General features: G+C 69.0%; 20 protein-coding genes and 2 tRNA genes. 7 read left to right on the forward strand and 15 right to left on the reverse strand.

Translation table 11 applies throughout. The features are described 5' to 3' along the window. Positions 1–187 precede the first annotated feature (187 nt). The 3 genes from QFZ62_RS10615 to QFZ62_RS10625 are packed head-to-tail and all read right to left on the reverse strand — an operon-like array spanning position 188 to position 1784. Entirely contained in the window at positions 188–826 is a 639-nt protein-coding gene (locus QFZ62_RS10615) for an aminodeoxychorismate/anthranilate synthase component II (RefSeq protein ID WP_307505358.1), read from the reverse strand. Continuing rightward, positions 823–981 carry a hypothetical protein gene (locus tag QFZ62_RS10620; protein ID WP_307505361.1) on the reverse strand — a complete coding sequence of 53 codons (159 nt, stop codon included), beginning with the start codon at positions 979–981 and terminating at the stop codon, positions 823–825. Before QFZ62_RS10620 ends, QFZ62_RS10615 begins: the two co-directional genes overlap by 4 nt. A gap of 2 nt (positions 982–983) precedes the next feature. Next, positions 984–1784 (reverse strand): class E sortase, encoded by an 801-nt coding sequence (locus QFZ62_RS10625; RefSeq protein WP_307505364.1) that lies wholly within the window; start codon positions 1782–1784, stop codon positions 984–986. Positions 1785–1890: 106 nt separating this feature from the next. On the opposite strand from QFZ62_RS10625, the gene QFZ62_RS10630 reads away from it, so the two are divergent. Then, a complete protein-coding gene (locus QFZ62_RS10630; RefSeq protein WP_015488825.1) occupies positions 1891–2130 on the forward strand; it encodes a cell division protein CrgA in 240 nt (79 codons plus the stop codon). A 397-nt stretch (positions 2131–2527) separates the two neighbouring features. On the opposite strand, the gene QFZ62_RS10635 is transcribed toward QFZ62_RS10630, so the two are convergent. Both QFZ62_RS10635 and QFZ62_RS10640 read right to left on the reverse strand, forming a co-directional pair. Further along, complete coding sequence (locus tag QFZ62_RS10635; protein WP_307505367.1) at positions 2528–3391, reverse strand: rhomboid family intramembrane serine protease; 864 nt, start codon at positions 3389–3391, stop codon at positions 2528–2530. Continuing rightward, complete coding sequence (locus QFZ62_RS10640; RefSeq protein WP_307505370.1) at positions 3391–3930, reverse strand: peptidylprolyl isomerase; 540 nt, start codon at positions 3928–3930, stop codon at positions 3391–3393. The genes QFZ62_RS10635 and QFZ62_RS10640 overlap by 1 nt, the downstream gene beginning before the upstream one ends. A gap of 121 nt (positions 3931–4051) precedes the next feature. Here QFZ62_RS10640 and QFZ62_RS10645 point away from each other — a divergent pair, with 121 nt between their 5' ends. Then, positions 4052–4684 (forward strand): hypothetical protein, encoded by a 633-nt coding sequence (locus QFZ62_RS10645; RefSeq protein ID WP_307505373.1) that lies wholly within the window; start codon positions 4052–4054, stop codon positions 4682–4684. Positions 4685–4875: 191 nt separating this feature from the next. On the opposite strand, the gene QFZ62_RS10650 is transcribed toward QFZ62_RS10645, so the two are convergent. From QFZ62_RS10650 to dnaA, 10 genes are all read right to left on the reverse strand, one after another. Further along, positions 4876–4948 (reverse strand) — tRNA-Ala (locus QFZ62_RS10650). Between the two features lie 80 nt (positions 4949–5028). After that, positions 5029–5105, reverse strand: a tRNA-Ile gene (locus tag QFZ62_RS10655). Positions 5106–5153: 48 nt separating this feature from the next. Further along, on the reverse strand, positions 5154–5561 hold the full coding sequence (locus QFZ62_RS10660) for a DUF3566 domain-containing protein (RefSeq protein ID WP_011931227.1): 408 nt from the start codon (positions 5559–5561) through the stop codon (positions 5154–5156). After that, the gene (gyrA, locus tag QFZ62_RS10665) at positions 5554–8241 is read right to left on the reverse strand and encodes a DNA gyrase subunit A (protein WP_307505376.1); all 2688 of its coding nucleotides are present in this window, start codon (positions 8239–8241) and stop codon (positions 5554–5556) included. The genes QFZ62_RS10660 and gyrA overlap by 8 nt, the downstream gene beginning before the upstream one ends. Positions 8242–8323: 82 nt before the next feature. Further along, positions 8324–10369 (reverse strand): DNA topoisomerase (ATP-hydrolyzing) subunit B, encoded by a 2046-nt coding sequence (gyrB, locus tag QFZ62_RS10670; protein ID WP_307505380.1) that lies wholly within the window; start codon positions 10367–10369, stop codon positions 8324–8326. Between the two features lie 188 nt (positions 10370–10557). Continuing rightward, positions 10558–11070, reverse strand: coding sequence for a DUF721 domain-containing protein (locus QFZ62_RS10675; protein WP_012297501.1), 513 nt, complete (start codon positions 11068–11070; stop codon positions 10558–10560). After that, a complete protein-coding gene (gene recF, locus QFZ62_RS10680) occupies positions 11067–12287 on the reverse strand; it encodes a DNA replication/repair protein RecF (RefSeq protein ID WP_307505385.1) in 1221 nt (406 codons plus the stop codon). The genes QFZ62_RS10675 and recF overlap by 4 nt, the downstream gene beginning before the upstream one ends. Positions 12288–12294: 7 nt before the next feature. Beyond that, a complete protein-coding gene (gene gnd / locus QFZ62_RS10685) occupies positions 12295–13182 on the reverse strand; it encodes a phosphogluconate dehydrogenase (NAD(+)-dependent, decarboxylating) (RefSeq protein WP_307505389.1) in 888 nt (295 codons plus the stop codon). Between the two features lie 20 nt (positions 13183–13202). Beyond that, positions 13203–14354 carry a DNA polymerase III subunit beta gene (gene dnaN, locus QFZ62_RS10690; protein WP_307505392.1) on the reverse strand — a complete coding sequence of 384 codons (1152 nt, stop codon included), beginning with the start codon at positions 14352–14354 and terminating at the stop codon, positions 13203–13205. A gap of 572 nt (positions 14355–14926) precedes the next feature. After that, positions 14927–16360: a chromosomal replication initiator protein DnaA gene (gene dnaA / locus QFZ62_RS10695; RefSeq protein WP_307505394.1), complete on the reverse strand. Its 1434-nt coding sequence runs from the start codon at positions 16358–16360 to the stop codon at positions 14927–14929. 476 nt (positions 16361–16836) lie between these two features. Between dnaA and rpmH the strand changes: the two genes are divergently transcribed. From rpmH to QFZ62_RS10720, 5 genes are read left to right on the forward strand one after another with little or no spacing between them, the layout of a single operon-like run. Then, complete coding sequence (gene rpmH, locus QFZ62_RS10700; RefSeq protein ID WP_012039665.1) at positions 16837–16974, forward strand: 50S ribosomal protein L34; 138 nt, start codon at positions 16837–16839, stop codon at positions 16972–16974. A 3-nt stretch (positions 16975–16977) separates the two neighbouring features. After that, positions 16978–17319, forward strand: coding sequence for a ribonuclease P protein component (rnpA, locus tag QFZ62_RS10705; protein WP_307505397.1), 342 nt, complete (start codon positions 16978–16980; stop codon positions 17317–17319). Continuing rightward, positions 17316–17627 (forward strand): membrane protein insertion efficiency factor YidD, encoded by a 312-nt coding sequence (yidD, locus tag QFZ62_RS10710; protein ID WP_307505400.1) that lies wholly within the window; start codon positions 17316–17318, stop codon positions 17625–17627. Before rnpA ends, yidD begins: the two co-directional genes overlap by 4 nt. Positions 17628–17637: 10 nt before the next feature. After that, on the forward strand, positions 17638–18600 hold the full coding sequence (gene yidC, locus QFZ62_RS10715) for a membrane protein insertase YidC (RefSeq protein WP_307505403.1): 963 nt from the start codon (positions 17638–17640) through the stop codon (positions 18598–18600). After that, positions 18597–19139: a R3H domain-containing nucleic acid-binding protein gene (locus tag QFZ62_RS10720; protein ID WP_307505405.1), complete on the forward strand. Its 543-nt coding sequence runs from the start codon at positions 18597–18599 to the stop codon at positions 19137–19139. The genes yidC and QFZ62_RS10720 overlap by 4 nt, the downstream gene beginning before the upstream one ends. Positions 19140–19277 lie beyond the last annotated feature (138 nt).

The raw sequence follows: 19277 nt of genomic DNA on the forward strand, positions 1-19277 counted from the left end.
GGCGCACGGCCGCGTGGCGCTCGTGCTCGACCGATGCGTGATCCCCTCACCGACCGATGCGTGATCCCCTCACCGACCGAGGGTGCGGCTCACCGCGTCAGGTGCGGACCCGGGACCAGCAGGTCGCGAGCCACAGGTCGAGCCTGTTGGACGACGAGCGCCGCAGGTGCCGCGAGGAGGCTGCGCCTCAGGCGATCCGGACGAGCGGCGACAGCCGCGACGACGTGTCCCGCGCTCCCGTGAGCCCCGCGCCCTCGAGCCAGTTGCCGAGCATGCGGTAGCCGCCCTCGGTGAGGACCGACTCGGGGTGGAACTGTACGCCGACGATGGGCGCGGCCTCGTGGCGCAGCCCCATGATCACGCCGCCCTCGGTGCGCGAGGTGACGACCAGGTCGGACGGGACGGTGCCGTCGACGACCGCGAGCGAGTGGTACCGCGTGGCCGTGAACGGCTGCGGGACGCCGAGGTAGAACTCGCCGTCGTCGTGCGTGACGAGGGAGGTCTTGCCGTGCATGAGCTCCTCGGCGTTGGTGACGGTGGCCCCGAAGGCCTCCGCGATCGCCTGGTGCCCGAGGCACACGCCGAGCAGCGGCGTGCCGGAGTCGAGGGCGGCTGTGACGGTGGGGATGGAGACGCCCGCCTCGGAGGGCTTGCCGGGCCCGGGCGACACGAGGACGGCGTCGTACTCCGCGATCACGCCGGCCATGTCGGCGGCGGCGTGGTCGTCGTTGCGCATGACCACCGTCTCCGCGCCCAGCTGCTGCAGGTACCCGTTGAGCGTGTAGACGAAGCTGTCGTAGTTGTCGATGACGAGGACGCGGGTCACTGATGCACCGTGACTTCCTGGGTGTTGACGATGGAGTCGACCCAGGGGAAGACCCAGGTGACGAGGGAGAAGAGGACGGCTGCGAGCAGCACGAGGAGGATGAGCAGCCGCATCCACACGGGCCCGGGGAGGATGCGCCAGAACGCCGCGTACACGGTCAGCCCGCCTGCGCGAACGACGTGCCGGCCAGGGAGGCGGGCTTCGCGGTGTCGGAGCGCGGCTGCCACGACTCGAAGACGCTGTACGCGACCACGCGCTCGGCGGCGGAGAAGAGCGGGTTGCAGCTCGTCATGGTGAGGATGCGGTCCCCCGGCTGCGCGTCGGGTGCCTGCGGCACCTCGCTGAGCACGTCGACTCCGGTGGGCTTCACGTACTCGAGTGTACGGAAGCGGTAGGTGTACCAGCCGTCCTGCGTCTCGACCACGATGGCATCGCCGACGCGCAGGTCGGTGATCTGGTTGAAGGGCTTCCCGTAGGTGGTCCTGTGCGCGGCGACCGCGAAGTTGCCGATCTCCCCGGGCATCTGCGTCTCCCGGTAGTGGCCGACCTTGCCGAGGTTGAGGACGTTGCCCAGCCCCACGCCGGTCGCGACCGGCACCACGTAGTCGGGGCCGAAGCGGGGGATGTAGATGTTGCCGAAGTCGGTGGCGTCGCTCGCGGGCGCCGTGGTGATGACCGGATCCCCGGGAGCGGCCGGCGCGGCGTCGGGCTGCGGAGGAGCCTCGGCCTCCGGCGCGGCCGTCGCCCAGCTCCGGCTGTTCTCGAGCGCCTGGTCGCGCTGGCCGCTGCTCACCACGATGTCGTTGAACCACAGCTGCCAGCCCAGGAACAGCATGATGAGCACGCCGGCCGTGAAGAGGAGCTCGCCGAGGACGCCGACCGTGCCGAGCACCAGGTCGTTCCGCCGACCGCGGCGCCGCGTCGCGCGGCGGGAGGGGGCGGGATCCTGTGCGCTCATGTGCCGATTGTAGGTGGCCCGCATGCACGGGCCGCCTCGCCGGGAGGCCTGCGGGAAGCGGGCATCCTCCCGGCTCGGTGGAGGGGGCTACCGGTAGGATCTCGGCATGGCCCGCGACAAGACGACGAGACCCTCCCGCCAGGAACGCGTGCGCGACGAGGACGCCCCGAACCCGGTGTGGTTCAAGCCCATCATGTTCGGCTTCATGCTCGTGGGCCTCGCCTGGCTGATCGTGTACTACGTCAGCCTCAACGCCTTCCCCATCCCGGACCTCGGCGTCGGCAACATCCTCATCGGCTTCGGCCTGATCCTCGTCGGCTTCCTCATGACCACCAGGTGGCGCTGACCGCAGCGCCCCCTCCCGAGCCCGTCACCCCAGCAGGTGGCGGGCTCTTCTGCGTCCTGGGCGGTGCCGTCGAGATGTTGTCCACAGGACACCTGTGCACAAGCCTCCACACATGTGGACAACCCCGTGGGTCCCGATGGCGTCGTCTGCCCCCGGGGCGGGTTACCGGCGGAAGCGCGTGCTCGCCGCGATCTGCGGCCGGAGCGCCACGCATCCGGCTCCTCCCGCACCAGCCCGACCGCCGGCTAATCACACGCGTGTAACTATCCCCATTGTGGACTGGCCTGTGGATAACCTCGCGGCCCCGCGGCACGACGGCGTCCCGGGGATCGGAGCGCTTCGGGCAGGACGGCTCGTCCGACTCCGTGGGGAGACGGACGAGCACGAGCGACGGCGGTCAGATGGCGACGGGGACGACGGCCGCGGCGACGACGATCGCCGCCGCGAGGCCCGCCAGCGAGCCGATCTGGAGGCCGCGCTGACGGGCGTCCCGCGTGCGCAGGAGGATCAGCGCGACGACCGCGCCGGTGACGAGTCCGCCGACGTGCGCCTGCCAGGAGACGCCCTGGACGAGGAACCCCAGCAGCAGGTTGAGCACGATGATGCCGAGGAGCGGCCCGACGTTGCCGCCGAGCTTCCGGGCGAGCACGAAGTAGCCGCCCATGAGGCCGAAGATCGCGCCCGAGGCGCCGACGACGGCCGTGAGCGGGTCGCCCATGGCGGCGCCGAGGACCTCGACGGCCAGGGATCCGCCGATGGCGGAGAGGAGGAAGAGGGCGAGGTAGCGGGCGCGTCCGAGCATGGGCTCGAGGACGCGTCCGAAGACGAAGACCGACACCATGTTGAGCACGATGTGCAGGATGCTGTCCGGGGAGTGCGTGAACGCGCTCGTGAGCATGCGCCACGGCTCGTAGTCACCGGAGGCGAGGCTGCCGTAGACCGGCGCGAACCACAGCGACGTCGTGACGTAGCCGCCGACGACGGGCAGGACCTGGAGGATCCAGACCGCGGCGCAGACCGCCATGATCGCGTACGTCACCACGGGCGCGGAGCTCCGCGTCAGCCGCGTGACGAACGGGGCCCGGGTACGAGGAGCGGTGCGGCGCTGCTCCTTCATGTCCTCCGGGCAGATCACCCCGACGGCGGCCGGCGTCTGGCACTCCGGGCAGATGGTCCGCCCGCATCGCTGGCACAGCACGAAGCTCTGCCGGTCGGGGTGCCGGTAGCAGCGGTCGGCCGCCGTACGGGGTGAATCGGTCATCAGACCTTCTCGACGGTGACGCTCTCGATCACGACGTCCTCGCGGGGACGGTCGCGGCCGTCGGTCGCGACGGCGTTGAGCGCGTCGACGACCTTGCGGGAGTCCTCGTCGGCGACCTCGCCGAAGATCGTGTGCTTGCCCTGGAGCCACGTGGTGGGCGCCGTGGTGATGAAGAACTGCGAGCCGTTGGTGCCGCGGCCGCCCTGGGTGCCGGCGTTCGCCATGGCGAGGATGTAGGGCTTCGAGAAGTCGAGGTCGCGGCTGATCTCGTCGTCGAACTGGTAGCCGGGGCCGCCGGTGCCCTGGCCGAGCGGGTCGCCGCCCTGGAGCATGAAGTCCTTGATGATGCGGTGGAAGACGACGCCGTCGTACAGGGGGGCGGTCGACTTCTCGCCGGTCTGGGGGTGGGTCCATTCCTTCTCGCCCGTGGCGAGGCCGACGAAGTTCTCGACGGTCTGGGGGGCGTGGGACCCGAAGAGGTTGAGGACGATGGTGCCGTGGTTGGTCGTCATGGTGGCGACGTGAGTGTGCGCAGACATGGAGTCATGGTCTCACGGCGGAGCTGGGACTCGGCGGACGCACAGGCTCCGTCGTGTTTGCCCGCGGAGGCACCCGTGCCAGACTGGGATCCCTGGCGAAATCACATCGATGGAGGTCCCCTTGGGTCTGTCACGCAAGAACAAGAAGGAGTTGGCGAAGCTCCGCACCCACGCGGCCGCCGTCCTCAAGGAGCAGCGCGAGGTCCTCGACCGGGCCAACGTCGTCGTGGCCGAGGCCGCGCACACCGCACGCAAGCTCTCCGACCAGCACGTCGCCCCCGCCGTCAAGCGCGGCGTCGACGACCACATCCGTCCCGGCTACGAGGCGGGCGCCGAGCGCGTGCGCAGCGCCGCCGACTCGGCGTACCGGGGCTTCACGCACACGGTCCTCCCCGCCGTCGCGGGTGCCGCGGGTTCCGCGGTCGCCGCGACCGAGGGCATCCGCAACAGCAAGCAGGTCAAGGACGCCGTCACGAAGGCCGGGAAGGTCTCCTCGAAGGCGCAGGAGTTCGGCAAGCACTACGTCGACAACGGCCGCAGCTACGTCGGTCGCTACGTGCCCGCCGTCGCGCCCGTCGCCGCGAAGAAGGGCCTCGGCTTCGGCGGAGTCGCCCTCATCGGGTTGGGCATCGTCGTGGTGGGCGGCGTCGGATACGCGCTGTACCAGACGTTCCGCGCGGACGACGACCTGTGGATCGCCGACGACGAGCCCGAGGCCGTGGACGCGACCGCGAAGGACCAGCCCGCGAGCTGACCACCGCACGTCGATCGCCACGCGATCCGCCGGAGGCCCGGACACCGACAGGTGCCCGGGCCTTCGTCGTCGACGGACGCGTCGACGCCGCACCTGGCACGACCAGTCGGCGTGCCCGTGTGGGGAACCGCCAGGAAGCGCTCGAGGCACGAACGGCGAGGATGGCACCCGGTGCGATCACGGGTGGGATGTGGAGTCACGGGGAATCGAACCCCGGACCTCCTGCTTGCAAAGCAGGCGCTCTACCAATTGAGCTATGACCCCGATCGGCGAGCCGTGGACCGCCGTGCGGTCTGCCGACTCGATTCCCGCCGTGCCCCCGGACCGTGCGGATCCGGGGGTGTTGGTGGGGATACCAGGATTTGAACCTGGGACCTCTTCATTATCAGTGAAGCGCTCTAACCAACTGAGCTATATCCCCATCGGGCAGGTACACGTTACCGTACGCCTGCCCGTTTCTCCCAATCGGCTACGCGTTGGTGAAGCCGACGAGCACGCCGCCGGTGATGCGCACGCTGAGGTTGTACAGCAGCGCGGCCACGGCACCGAGGACGGTGCCGACGACGATGTTGAGCACGGCCACCACGATCGCGAATCCGAGCACCTGACCCAGGCCGAAGACGTCCTGGAGCGAGAAGTCCGCGGATCCGGAGACCTCCTGGAACAGCTGGTCCACCGTCCCGAAGACGTTCGTGGTCTGCAGCACGACGTAGATGAGGAACGTCGCCACCACGGTGATGATGCCGAGCACCACGGAGAAGAGGAACGCGAGCTTCAGCGCCGACCAGAAGTCGACGTACACGAGCTTGAGACGCACCTGCTTGGTGGTTGTCGCTCGCGACGACTTCTTCGCGAGCTTCTCGGCGACACTACTCATCGGGTGTTCCCTTCCCAGCAGCGGTACCGTCGGACGCGTCGGGCGCAGCTTCGGGGACCACCAGGTTGCGTTCGGAGTTCTTGGCCAGTGAGATGATCCTGTCGTCGTCCGCGAATCGGGCGAACACGACACCCATGGTGTCTCTGCCCTTCGCCGGGACCTCGGCCACGGAGGAGCGTACCACCTTGCCGCTGGCGAGCACGACGAGGATCTCGTCCTCCTCGCCCACGATCAGGGCGCCGGCGAGATCGCCCCTGGCCTCCTGCAGCTTGGCCACCTTGATGCCCATGCCCCCGCGGTTCTGCACGCGGTACTGGTCGGCGGCGGTGCGCTTCGCGAAGCCGCCCTCGGTGACGACGAAGACGTATCCCTGGTGGCCGACGACGGACGCGCTCAGCAGCGTGTCGTCCCCGCGGAACGACATGCCCTTCACGCCCGAGGTCGAGCGGCCCATCGGACGCAGCGCCTGGTTGTCGGCGGAGAACCGCAGCGACATGCCCTTGCGCGACACCAGCAGGAGGTCGTCGTCCTCGTCCACCAGGAGGGCCGACACGAGCGCGTCGCCATCGCGGAGGTTGATCGCGATGATCCCGCCCGTGCGATTCGTGTCGTACTCGGTGAGCGCGGTCTTCTTCATCAGGCCGTCGCGGGTGGCGAGCACGAGGTACTGCGCCACCTGGTAGTCGCGGATGTCGAGGACCTGCTGGATCTCCTCGTCCGGCTGCATGGCGAGCAGGTTGGCGACGTGCTGGCCCTTGGCGTCGCGGCCGGCCTCCTGCAGCTCGTACGCCTTCGCGCGGTAGACGCGTCCCCTGTCCGTGAGGAAGAGGAGCCAGTGGTGGGTCGTGGTGACGAAGAAGTGCTCCACCACGTCGTCCGCCCGCAGCTGCGCGCCGCGCACGCCCTTGCCGCCGCGGTGCTGGCTGCGGTAGTTGTCGATGCGCGTGCGCTTGATGTACCCGCCGCGCGTCACGGTGACCACCATCTCCTCCTCGGGGATGAGGTCCTCCATGCTCATGTCGCCGTCGAAGCCGAGCATGATCTCCGTGCGCCGGTCGTCGCCGTACTTGTCGGTGATCTCCTGCAGCTCGGTGCTGATGATCTCCCGCTGCACGGACGGCGTCGCCAGGATGTGCTTGTACTCGGCGATGCGCTCCTCGAGCTCGGCCGCCTGGTCCTGGATCTTCTGGCGCTCGAGCGCGGCGAGCCGGCGGAGCTGCATCTCGAGGATGGCGTTGGCCTGCAGCTCGTCGATGTCGAGCAGCCCCATCAGCCCGCTGCGCGCGACCTCGACCGTCTCGGACCGGCGGATGAGCGCGATGACCTCGTCGAGCGCGTCGAGCGCCTTGAGGTAGCCGCGCAGGATGTGGGCGCGCGCCTCTGCCTCGTTGAGCCGGTACTGCGTGCGGCGCACGATGACGTCGACCTGGTGGTCGACCCAGGCGGAGATGAAGCCGTCGAGCGCGAGCGTGCGCGGGATCCCGTCGACGATCGCGAGCATGTTCGCGCCGAAGTTCTCCTGCAGCTGCGTGTGCTTGTAGAGGTTGTTCAGCACGACCTTCGCGACCGCGTCGCGCTTCAGGACGATGACCAGGCGCTGGCCGGTGCGTCCCGAGGTCTCGTCGCGGATGTCGGCGACGCCGCCGAGCTTGCCGTCCTTCACGAGCTCCGCGATCTTGATCGCCAGGTTGTCGGGGTTCACCTGGTACGGCAGCTCGGTGACCACGAGGCACACGCGGCCCTGGATCTCCTCGACCGCGACGACCGCGCGCATCGTGATGGACCCGCGGCCCGTGCGGTACGCGTCGATGATGCCCTTGGTGCCGAGCACCTGGGCGCCCGTCGGGAAGTCGGGTCCCTTGATCCGCTCGAGGAGCGCCTCGAGGAGCTCCTCCCGGTTCGCGTCCGGGTGCGCGAGCAGCCACTGGGCGCCGGCGGCGACCTCGCGGAGGTTGTGCGGCGGGATGTTGGTGGCCATGCCGACGGCGATGCCGACCGATCCGTTGACCAGGAGGTTCGGGAAGCGCGACGGCAGGATCTTCGGCTCGAGCGTGCGGCCGTCGTAGTTGTCCTGGAAGTCGACCGTGTCCTCGGTGATGTCCCGGACCATCTCCATGGCGAGCGGGGCCATCTTGGTCTCGGTGTACCGCGGGGCGGCCGCGCCGTCGTTGCCGGCCGAGCCGAAGTTGCCCTGGCCGAGCGCGAGCGGGTAGCGCAGGCTCCACGGCTGGACGAGGCGCACGAGCGCGTCGTAGATGGAGGAGTCGCCGTGCGGGTGGAACTGGCCCATGACCTCGCCGACCACGCGGGCCGACTTGAAGAAGGACCGGTCGGGTCGGTAGCCGCCGTCGTACATGGCGTAGATGACGCGGCGGTGGACGGGCTTCAGGCCGTCCCGCACCTCGGGGAGCGCGCGCTGCACGATGACGCTCATCGCGTAGTCGAGGAACGAGCGCTGCATCTCGAGCTGGAGGTCCACCTGCTCGATGCGGTCGTGCGTGACGACGACCGTGGCGTCGGGATCGATGATCGCGCCCGGCAGCGAGTCGGACGCCGCGGCGGCGGCGGACGCCGGCGTCACGCCCTCCTGCGGCAGGGCGTCGTCGGTCGACGGTGCCTGCGCGTCGTCCGGGGTCGCCCCCGCGCCCTGCTCGTCGTCCGGAGTGATGTCGTCGGCCATGGAGGTCCCGTTCAGATGTCGATGGAGCGTGGGGGCGGTGCCGGGCGGCGGTCGGGATCGGGCCGGACCGCCGCCTGGCCGATCAGATGTCGAGGAACCTGACGTCCTTGGCGTTGCGCTGGATGAAGCTGCGGCGGGACTCGACGTCCTCGCCCATCAGCGTCGAGAAGGTCTCGTCGGCACCGGCGGCGTCGTCGAGGGTGACCTGCATGAGCGTGCGCGTGGCGGGATCCATGGTCGTCTCCCACAGCTCCTTGTAGTCCATCTCGCCCAGGCCCTTGTAGCGCTGGATGCCGTTGTCCTTCGGGATCCGCTTGCCGTTCGCCTGCCCGTGCGCGAGCAGCGCGTCGCGCTCCGCGTCCGTGTAGACGTACTGGTGGTCGGCGTTCGACCACTTGAGGCGGTACAGCGGCGGCTGCGCGAGGTACACGTAGCCGAGCTCGATGAGCGGCCGCATGTAGCGGAACAGCAGGGTGAGAAGCAGGGTCGTGATGTGCTGGCCGTCGACGTCCGCGTCGGCCATCAGCACGATCTTGTGGTACCTGACCTTCTCGGCGTTGAAGTCCTCGCCGATGCCCGCGCCGAACGCGGTGATCATCGACTGCACCTCGTTGTTCTGCAGCGCCCGGTCGAGGCGCGCCTTCTCCACGTTGAGGATCTTCCCCCGCAGCGGCAGGATCGCCTGCGTCGTGGGGTTCCGGCCCTGCACCGCGGATCCGCCGGCCGAGTCGCCCTCGACGAGGAAGACCTCGCTGAGCGCGGGGTCCTTGCTCTGGCAGTCCTTGAGCTTGCCCGGCATGCCGCCCGACTCGAGCAGTCCCTTGCGGCGGGTCTGCTCACGCGCCTTGCGGGCGGCGAGCCGTGCCTGCGACGCCTGCATGCCCTTCCGGATGATGTCCTTGGCCTGCGCCGGGTTCCTCTCGAACCAGTCGCCGAGCTGCTGCCCCACGATGCGCTGCACGTAGGCCTTCGCCTCCGTGTTGCCGAGCTTGGTCTTCGTCTGGCCCTCGAACTGCGGCTCGCCGAGCTTCACGGAGACGACGGCGGTGAGCCCCTCGCGGACGTCGTCCCCTGTGAGGTTCTCGTCCTTCTCGCGGAGCAGCTTGTTCTCGCGCGCGTAGCGGTTCACGAGCGTGGTGAGCGCCGCGCGGAACCCCTCCTCGTGCGTGCCTCCCTCGTGCGTGTTGATGGTGTTCGCGTACGTGTGGACGCTCTCCGTGTAGGAGGTGGTCCACTGCATCGCGACCTCGAGGCTGATCTTCTTGACCGTGTCCTCGGACTCGAAGGCGATGACGTCGGTGTTGACGACCTCGGTCTTCTTCGCCTTCACGAGGTGCTCGACGTAGTCGACGAGGCCGCGCTCGTAGAGGAACTTCTCCGTGCGGTGCTCGGCGGTGTCGTCGGAGCGCTCGTCGTGGAGCGTGAGCGCGAGCCCCTTGTTGAGGAACGCCATCTGCTGGAAGCGCGCGCGGAGGGTGTCGTAGTCGAACTCCACCGTCTCGAAGATCGCGCGGCTCGGCCAGAACGTGATGGTCGTGCCGGTCTCGGTGGATCCCTCGCCCTTCTCCAGCGGCGCATCCGGCACCCCGATGGTGAAGCTCTGCCGCCACACGGCGCCCTGGCGGCGGACCTCGACGTCGAGGCGCTCCGACAGCGCGTTGACCACCGAGCTGCCGACGCCGTGCAGGCCGCCGGAGACCGCGTACCCGCCGCCGCCGAACTTGCCGCCGGCGTGGAGCTTGGTGAGGACGAGCTCCACCGTGGAGATCCCCTCGACCGGGTGGACGTCCACGGGGATGCCGCGGCCGTCGTCGACGACGCGGATGCCGCCGTCCTTGCGCATGGTGACCTGGATGTCGCTCGCGTAGCCGGCGAGGGCCTCGTCGACGGAGTTGTCGACGATCTCGCTCACCAGGTGGTGCAGGCCGCGGGGGCCGGTGGACCCGATGTACATGCCGGGTCGCTTGCGCACGGCCTCGAGGCCCTCGAGCACCTGGATCTCGTTGGCGCCGTAGTCGTTGCTCACCTGCTGGCGGGTGATGTGGTCGGAGTCGTTGTGCGTCTCCTCGACCTCCACCTCGTCGGGGGTGGAGTCGTCGGGGAGGTCCTGTGAGGCATCCGATGTCATGAAGTGGTGGCTCCTGCCGCGTCGACGCGCCCCTGCCCGACGGCGGTCGCGCACCGATCACCAGGTGATCCGCCGACCGTCGTCCCTGGACTGCGGGCGACCATTCATTCTATCGCAGGAGTACGCTCCGCACCTCCTATCCGGCCCTCTGACGCGCTTTCGCGGCGGGGGTGACCTGATTCGCCTCCCTAGCCGTAGGTATCGCGCGGGCCCCGCCCTGGGATCGACCTGGGACCCTTTTTCCAGGACGGGGCGTTCGGCCCCTGGAAGCGGATCGACCGGATACCGGCGTCGGGGAAGCGCTCGGCGATGCGCGTCGTGATCTCCACGCGCATGAGCCGCAGCTGCGTCGCCCACGCCGTCGACTCGCACTCGACCGTCAGGAGACCGTCCTCGATGCCGACGGGAGACGAGTGCACGGCGGTCTCCTCGCCGGCGATGGTGGTCCACGCGGCCATGAGCTCGGCCTGCGACAGGGAGGAGGTCCAGCCCATCCGCGAGGTGAGCGAGTCCATGACGTTCCCGAGCGAGTCCGGATCCCGGCCGGGTTGGAACGGCGAGCTGCCGGCCTTCTGCTCGCGCCGCTTGCGCGCGGAGGGCGAGCGGACGGACGCGTCGCCGAACACGCGACGGAACCGGCGGTAGACGGCGACGGCCTCGGACTCCGGCATCGGGCCGCCGTCGGGGGCGCGGGGGATCACGCCCCTCCCCCGTCGCCGTCGAGGCGCGGCGCCGGCGACGGCGCCGCGGGAGCGTCCACGATCTCGCCCGCGCGGATGTGCACGGCGTTGGCCGCGAGGGGCGCGGGCACGTCCTCGAGCACGGCGGCCGTGATGAGCACCTGCTCGAAGCCGGTGACGGCCTCCGCGAGACGTCCGCGCCGAGCCTGGTCGAGCTCCGCGAACACGTCGTCGAGGATCAGCACGGGATCCCCCGTCTGCGAGTCACGCCGCAGTAGCTCGGCCGACGCCAGCTTGATCGCGAGGGCGAACGACCACGACTCCCCGTGGCTGGCGTAGCCCTTCGCAGGTAACCCGTTGAGCCGGAACAGGACGTCGTCGCGATGCGGGCCCACCAGCGTCAGTCCACGTTCGAGCTCGCGCGGGCGCATGCGGGCGACCGCCGCGGCGAAGACGGGCACGACGTCCTCGGCCCTCGTGAAGCGGGCTCCGTCGCGCGCGCCCGTCTCGTCGACGGCGTCGTCCTCCCCCGGGTCGTCGGCGAGGATGCTCAGCTCCGGTCGCGCGGACGGGCCGTGGTCGGATCCGGCCACCGCCAGGTACGCGCGGGCGAGCTCCGGCTGCAGGGCCTCGACGAGCGCACCGCGGGCCGCGATGATCTGCGAGCCGATGGACACGAGCCGCTCATCCCAGATGTCGAGCGTGCCGAGCTGGTCCGCCTTCATGCCGCGTGCGCGCGCCGACTTCAGCAGGGTGTTGCGCTGCTTGAGCGCCCGCTCGTAGTCGGAGAGGACGCCGGCCAGCCGCGGGGTCCGCAGCACGAGCAGCTGGTCCAGCAGTCGGCGCCGGCCGGACGGGTCGCCCCGGACGAGCGCCAGGTCCTCCGGCGCGAACAGCACGCTCGAGAAGTACCGGGGCAGCTCCCGCGGCTTGGTCGGCGTGCTGTTGACCTGCGCGCGGTTGGCCGCCGAGCGGTTGATCTGCACCTCGACCCGGAGCTCCCGGCCCGCGTGCTGCAGGAGCGCGCGGATCACGGCGGACTCCGCGCCCTGGCGGATGAGCGCCTGGTCGGTGGAGACGCGGTGCGACCCGAGCGTGCTCAGGAAGCCCAGCGCCTCCACCAGGTTCGTCTTGCCCTGCCCGTTGCTGCCCACGAAGAGGGTGGCACCGGGCAGGAGCTCGACGTCCGCGCGGGTGTAGTTGCGGAAGTCACCCAGGGAGAGGTGACGGACGATCATCCGGTGGTCAGGACTTCTTCTGCACCGCGTGGCCGCCGAACTGGTTGCGCAGCGCCGCGACCGCCTTCATGGCCGGCGAGTCCTCCTGGCGGGAGGAGAAGCGCGCGAAGATCGACGCGCTGATGGCGGGCATGGGCACCGCGTTGCTCAGCGCCTCCTCGATGGTCCAGCGGCCCTCGCCGGAGTCCTGCACGAAGCCCTCGATGTCGGCGAAGCCCGGGTCCTCCTTGAGCGCCTTGACCAGGAGCTCGAGCAGCCAGGAGCGGACGACCGTGCCGCGCTGCCAGGCCTCGAACGTGCCGGTGACGTCCTTGATGATGTCGGTGCGCGCGGCGAGGAGCTCGTAGCCCTCCGCGAAGGACTGCATCATGGCGTACTCGATGCCGTTGTGGACCATCTTCGCGTAGTGCCCGGCGCCGGAGTCGCCGACGTGGACGAAGCCCTCCTCGCGAGGACCCTCGGGGCGGAGCGCGTCGAAGACGGGCATCGCGCGCTCGACCTGCTCCTGGGGTCCGCCGACCATGAGGCCGTAGCCGTTCTCCAGTCCCCAGACGCCGCCCGAGACGCCGGCGTCGACGAAGTCGATGCCCTTGTCCTTGAGCAGTCCCGCGTGGGCGAAGTCGTCGGTGAACTTGGAGTTGCCGCCGTCGATCACGAGGTCGCCCGGCTCGAGGATGCGGGCGAGGTCGCCCACGACGTTCTGCGTCACCTTGCCGGCCGGGACCATGACCCAGACCAGGCGCGGTGCGGGGAGCGCGGCGGCGAGGTCGGCGAGCGTCGCCACGTCGGAGACGTCGGGGTTCGTGTCGTAGCCGGTCACCTCGATGCCGTTCTTCTCGAGGCGCGCGCGCATGCGGGCGCCCATCTTGCCGAGTCCGACGAGTCCGATGTGCATGTTCTCTCCTTGATCGCGGTCTAGCGCAGCAGCAGGTTCGGCTGCAGCAGGTACCGGTAGTTGTCTGCTCCAGCCTGGTCCTTCGACGACTGACTGGTGATCAGCACCGGACCGGGCTTGTTCGGGTTGTCCGTCTTCGTGAACGAGAGGCGGACGAACTCGGAGTGGACGGCACCCAGGCCGTCCAGCAGGAACTGCGGCTTGAGCGAGACCACGGTGTCCACGCCGGTGAGGAGGGCGTCGATGCTCTCCGATGCCTGCGCGTGCTCGGAGCCGATGGCCTCCAGGGTGAGGCCGTCGATGGTGAAGGTGAAGCGCAGTGCCGCCTCGCGCTCGAGGACGAGCTGCACGCGGCGCGTGGCCTCGATCAGGTCGGCGGTGTTGATGATCGCGTAGTTGTCGACCGTCTCGGGGAAGAGGCGCTTGACGGGCGGGAAGTTGCCGCGGATCAGGAGCGAGGTGACCGTCTTGCGGTCGGCGCTGAAGGCGATGAGCTGGCGGTCGTCGGTGTCGGTGATGGCGACCGAGATCGTTCCGCTGTGCCCGAACGTCTTGCCGATCTCCTGCAGCGTGCGCGCGGGGACGAGGGCGGTGCGGCTGGTGCCGTCCGTCGTCGAGTCGCCGCCGTCCCAGTCGATCTCCCGCACCGCGACGCGGTACCGGTCGGTCGCGATGAGTCCGAGGCTGGTCTCCCCGACCTCGAGCTGCACGCCGGTGATCACGGGCGTCACGTCGTCGCGGGACGCGGCGACGGCGACCTGCGACACGGCGGCCGCGAACTGCTCAGCCGGCAGGAGCCCGGACTGCTCGGAGATCTGCGGCAGGGTCGGGTACTCCTCGACCGGCATGCTCAGCAGCGTGAAGTGGGCGGAGCCGCAGGAGACGCTGATCTTGGAGTCCTCGGTCGTGAAGCGCACGGGGGCGTTCGGCAGCCGGTTCGCGATGTCCGCGAGGAGGCGCCCGGACACGAGCACCCGGCCGGACTCCTCGATGTCGGCCTGGATCTGCGTGCGAGCCGAGACCTCGTAGTCGAACGACGACAGCGTCAGTCCGTCCTCGGTCGCCTCGATGAGCACTCCGCTCAGGATCGGGAGGGTCGTGCGCTGCGGCAGGAGCTTGACGGCGAAGGACACCGCCTCGCTGAAGACGTCCCTGTTGACTTGGAACTTCACGTTGTGGACCCCTCGATGAGCGGAAGATTTGTCGGTCAATGCTAGCCGTGCCGACGGGGGCTCCCGGGACCCTCGATCCGTCCACACCCTGAGGTTCTTGGGCGACATCCAATGAAGGGTTTAAGGATCAATAGTCTTAACCGCTGTGGAATCTGTGGACAACTCCCGGAGTCCCGGTCATCGAGCGGGAACTACACGTCTGGAAGTTGTGGGACGGGTGTGGAGCGGCCTGGGGAGTCGGCGGAACGACGTCATCCCGCCGAGGCCGGTTCCACAGGCACCGTCCGCGAACCCACATCCGCTCCGGCGGTTCTCCACAGTTATCCACACCTTGTGCACACTGTGGGGAAAGCCTCGTCGAGCCGCGTCGGAGGTCCCTGCGGCACCTCGGACGCCCCTCGGACGGCCACCAGGGGCGTCTCCGTCGCACGAGGACGGTGAGGGCCGGGGGCACACGCCCGTCGCAGCAGCCGCGTCTCCCGTGCGTCCCTGGGTACGCCGAAGGGGCCGGACCCCTGGCCCGACCCCTGCTCCCCGTGTGCCCGCCGCTCCGGATCCCGGAGCGATCGGCGTCACATCTTGCCGTAGCGGTGGTTCTGCTTGATCCGGCTCGTGAGCTCCGTCACCTGGTTGTAGATGGAGCGGCGCTCCTTCATGAGCTCGGTGATCTTCTTGTTCGCGTACATGACGGTGGTGTGGTCGCGGTTGCCGAACAGCTGGCCGATCTTCGGCAGCGAGAGGTTCGTCAGCTCACGGCAGAGGTACATGGCGATCTGCCGGGCGGTGGCGACCGCCTGCGAGCGGGAGGACCCGTAGAGGTCGTCGACGGTGAGCTTGAAGTACGCCGCGGTGTGGTTGATGATGTCGACCGGCGCGATGACGTTGTCCTCGTCCAGCGTGATCAGGTCCTTCAGCACCGTCTGCACGAGCGCCAGGTCGACCGGCGTCTTGTTGAGGCTGGCGAACGCCGTGACGCGGATGAGCGTCCCCTCGAGCTCGCGGATGTTCGACGTGACCTTGGTGGCCATGTACTCGAGGTTGTCGTCCGGCACCTGCAGCTTCTCGCTCTGCGCCTTCTTGCGCAGGATCGCGATGCGGGTCTCGAGGTCCGGCGCCTGCACGTCGGTGATGAGGCCCCACTCGAAGCGCGACCGCATCCGGTCCTCGAAGCCCGTGAGGTGCTTCGGCGGGAGGTCGCTCGTGATGACCACCTGCTTGTTGTGGTCGTGCAGCGTGTTGAAGGTGTGGAAGAAGGCCTCCTGGGTGGAGTCCTTGCCCTGGAGGAACTGGATGTCGTCGATCAGGAGGATGTCGTTGTCGCGGTAGCGCGACTGGAACAGGGACGAGCGGTTGTTCGCGATCGAGTTGATGAAGTCGTTGGTGAACTCCTCCGAGCTCACGTACCGCACGCGGATGCCGGGGTAGAGGCTGATGGCGTAGTGCCCGATGGCGTGGAGGAGGTGGGTCTTGCCCAACCCCGAGTCCCCGTAGATGAACAGCGGGTTGTACGCCTTGGCCGGGGCCTCGGCGACGGCGACGGCGGCGGCGTGCGCGAAGCGGTTCGACCCGCCGATGACGAAGGTGTCGAAGCCGTACTTCGGGTTGAGGCGCGAGTCGCCGCGGGAGGGGGACGCCGGGAGACCGGGGTTGTCCGCGGGGGCCGTGATGGTGGGGGTCTCGATGTACGGCTGCTCGGCCGCCGGCTCGGGGTGCTGGGCGAACGCGTCCTGCGCGATCTCGGGGTTGACCACGATCGCGAAGTTGCTCACGCCGGCCGCCTCGTCGAGCGACCCGATGGCGTTGAGGAGGGGGACGCGGATCCGCTGCTCGAGCATCCCGCGCGTCAGGTCGTTGGGCACCTCGAGGTAGAGGGTGCCGGTCATGACGCCCTTGGGCTCCACGAGGCTGATGAACCCGTGCAGCTGCGGGGTGATCCGGTCGTCCGCGGTGAGCGCGGAGAGCACGTTCTGCCAGATCGCGTGCGTCGGGTCGGAGCGGTCGGACATGTTTCCCCATCTGCCGTCACCGTGCTCGGCCTCGGGCTGACGCCGGGTCGCCGCACGGTGCGCGGGCTGCTGTCGACGCCGGGAGGGCGTCGCGGTCGTGCGTGCGGCGTCCATCCCCGGAGGCTCCGAGGGTGCGGACCATCCGTGCACCGCGACCGCGGACAGCATAGTTACTCACAGGGTTATCCACCCTGTGTGCGAACGGGCCGTCTGCGCCGCGCGGGCGATCCCCGACGCGTCGCGGCCACGCCACACGCTAGCCACTGCCGGAGATCAGGACAAATCGACCCTATCGACGCCGGCATGTCAATACGGGCAGATGGCCGGTCCGTGTGGATAATCGCGATCCCGCCCTCGGGTTTGACCCGCGGCCCCTCGCCCCGTAGATTTAGGCAGTTGACCCAGCCTGTCGAGGCTGCCCCATCTTCCCAGCCGCACTCGTCGGCCCCGTGGACCAACCTGAGTGGAGACTCACCGTGAGCAAGCGCACCTTCCAGCCGAACAACCGCAAGAAGGCCAAGAAGCACGGCTTCCGCCTCCGCATGCGCACCCGCGCCGGCCGTGCCATCCTCGCCGCCCGCCGTGGCAAGGGACGCACCGAGCTCTCCGCGTAGCACGTGCTCGCTCGGCGGAACCGCGTGACGAGCGGTGCGGACTACCGCACCATCGTCAGGCGGGGACGCCGGTCGACCACCCCGACGGCGGTCGTCTCCGCACTCGCCGGTCCCCCGGACTCGCCGGCCCGCTTCGGGTTCATCGTCTCGAAGAAGGTGGGCAACGCGGTGACCCGCAACCTGGTCCGGCGTCGCCTGAAGGCCGTGTCGGCCGGGCTCCTGCCCTCCATCCCCTCAGGCACCTCCATCGTGATCCGCGTACTGCCAGGTCTGGAGCAGACACCGTGGGTTACCCTGCAGGAGGAGATCGCGTCAGCCGTGACGCGGGCCGTGAGGACGATATGAAGAGGGCACTGACCTCCGTCGTCCTGGCGCCCCGGAACGCGGCCATCGCCGTCATCAGCCTCTACCGGCGCGTGGTCTCTCCTCTCTATGGGGACGTCTGCAGGTACTACCCTTCCTGCTCCGCATATGGACTCGAGGCGGTCCAGGAGCATGGACTCCTCCACGGCGGCGCCCTCGCTGCGTGGCGCGTGTGCCGGTGCCACCCATGGGCGGAGGGCGGCATCGACGACGTCCCCGCTCGTCGGGTCCAGCAGTACCGGCGCACGAGGCTCGGATTCGTCGTCGCACCCAGCCACGGAAAGGGCTAACGACCACCTCATGGACTTCCTCGGAACGATCCTGTGGCCGATCAAGTGGGTCATCGAACTCATCCTGGTCGGCTTCCACACGCTCTGGACCAGCATGGGGCTCGACCCCGACGCGGGCGCCACCTGGGTGCTCTCCATCGTGGGCCTCGTGCTCGTGGTGCGCGCGGCCCTGATCCCCATCTTCGTGCGACAGATCAAGAACCAGCGCCGCATGATGGAGGTCGCGCCGCAGCTGAAGAAGATCCAGGACAAGTACAAGGGCAAGCGCGACCAGTTCTCGCGTGAGGCCATGTCCCGCGAGACCATGGCGCTCTACAAGGACACGGGCACGAACCCGCTCAGCAGCTGCCTCCCCCTGCTCCTGCAGATGCCGATCTTCTTCTCCCTCTACTCGGTGCTGCACCGTGCGGCGGTCGAGGAGCTCCCCGGCATCGGCCTGCTGAACGACCAGCTCTCGCGGTCCTTCGGCGAGTCGGTCTTCCTGGGCGCTCCCCTCCAGTCGGCCATCTCCACGGCCGACGGCAACATCAACGTCATCGTGATCGCGTCCGTCATGGTCGTCCTCATGAGCGCGTCGCAGTTCATCACGCAGCTGCAGATCATGGCCAAGAACATGTCCGAGGAGACGAAGGCCAGCCCGATGTTCAAGCAGCAGCGCATCCTGCTGTACATCCTCCCGCTGGTGTTCGCGGTGTCCGGCATCGCCTTCCCGCTCGGCGTCATGTTCTACTGGCTCGTCTCGAACTTCTGGACCATGGGACAGCAGTTCCTGGTCATCCGCAACATGCCGACGCCCGGCAGCGAGGCGGCGCGGGCACGCGAGGCGCGCCTGGCCCGCAAGGGGAAGCTCGTCGCCCCCGAGGCGACGTCCGGCCCCGCGACCGTGGTCGTCGAGGAGCGCAAGCCGGCCCAGCGGCAGCAGCCGGTGAACAAGAACCGTGCCAAGAAGCAGGCGGGATCCAAGAACCGATGAGCGAAGTGACCGACTCCCCCGAGCAGGCCGTCGACGTGGTCGCCGGCGACGACCAGACCGCCGTACCGGCCCCTGGAGACGCACCCGCTGCCGTCGACGAGGGTGACATCGCCGCGGACTACATCGAGGAGCTCCTCGACATCTGCGACCTGGATGGCGACATCGACATCGACCAGCGCGGTGGCCGGGCCTACGTGTCCGTCGACGCGGCCGACTCGGAGGACCTGCGGCTGCTGTCGAACCCCGAGACCGTGACGGCGCTGCAGGAGCTGACCCGGCTCGCCGTGCAGAACAAGACCGGCGTGTTCAGCCGCCTGATCCTCGATGTCGGCGGCTCGCGGGACGCCCGGCAGGCGGAGCTCGCACAGCTCGTCGACCGGGCCGTGGAGCGCATCTCCGCGGGGTCGGCGAGTGCCTCCCTGCCTCCCATGTCCTCGTACGAGCGGAAGCTCGTCCACGACATCGTGGCGGAGCGCGGGTACACCTCCGAGTCCGAGGGCGAGGGGCGTGACCGCCACACGGTGATCACCAAGGCGTGAAGCGTCGGCGTGACGATGAGAAGGCCCGGTCCAGTTGGACCGGGCCTTCATTCGTAGAGAGTGGGATTCCGAGCGTTGATGGGAATTTGTTAATACAGATGTACTAGAACGCTGCGAGCTCGAATCCAGCTGAGGAGT

The sequence above is a fragment of the Clavibacter sp. B3I6 genome (assembly GCF_030816895.1).
GTDB lineage: Bacteria > Actinomycetota > Actinomycetes > Actinomycetales > Microbacteriaceae > Clavibacter.

Bases quoted from the DNA above. Each gene is read 5' to 3' on its own strand.
- QFZ62_RS10625 (WP_307505364.1), bottom strand. From the start codon at position 1,784: ATGAGCGCACAGGATCCCGCCCCCTCCCGCCGCGCGACGCGGCGCCGC.
- QFZ62_RS10630 (WP_015488825.1), top strand. From the start codon at position 1,891: ATGGCCCGCGACAAGACGACGAGACCCTCCCGCCAGGAACGCGTGCGC.
- QFZ62_RS10635 (WP_307505367.1), bottom strand. From the start codon at position 3,391: ATGACCGATTCACCCCGTACGGCGGCCGACCGCTGCTACCGGCACCCC.
- QFZ62_RS10640 (WP_307505370.1), bottom strand. From the start codon at position 3,930: ATGTCTGCGCACACTCACGTCGCCACCATGACGACCAACCACGGCACC.
- QFZ62_RS10660 (WP_011931227.1), bottom strand. From the start codon at position 5,561: ATGAGTAGTGTCGCCGAGAAGCTCGCGAAGAAGTCGTCGCGAGCGACA.
- gyrA (WP_307505376.1), bottom strand. From the start codon at position 8,241: ATGGCCGACGACATCACTCCGGACGACGAGCAGGGCGCGGGGGCGACC.
- gyrB (WP_307505380.1), bottom strand. From the start codon at position 10,369: ATGACATCGGATGCCTCACAGGACCTCCCCGACGACTCCACCCCCGAC.
- recF (WP_307505385.1), bottom strand. From the start codon at position 12,287: ATGATCGTCCGTCACCTCTCCCTGGGTGACTTCCGCAACTACACCCGC.
- gnd (WP_307505389.1), bottom strand. From the start codon at position 13,182: ATGCACATCGGACTCGTCGGACTCGGCAAGATGGGCGCCCGCATGCGC.
- dnaA (WP_307505394.1), bottom strand. From the start codon at position 16,360: ATGTCCGACCGCTCCGACCCGACGCACGCGATCTGGCAGAACGTGCTC.
- yidD (WP_307505400.1), top strand. From the start codon at position 17,316: ATGAAGAGGGCACTGACCTCCGTCGTCCTGGCGCCCCGGAACGCGGCC.
- yidC (WP_307505403.1), top strand. From the start codon at position 17,638: ATGGACTTCCTCGGAACGATCCTGTGGCCGATCAAGTGGGTCATCGAA.
- QFZ62_RS10720 (WP_307505405.1), top strand. From the start codon at position 18,597: ATGAGCGAAGTGACCGACTCCCCCGAGCAGGCCGTCGACGTGGTCGCC.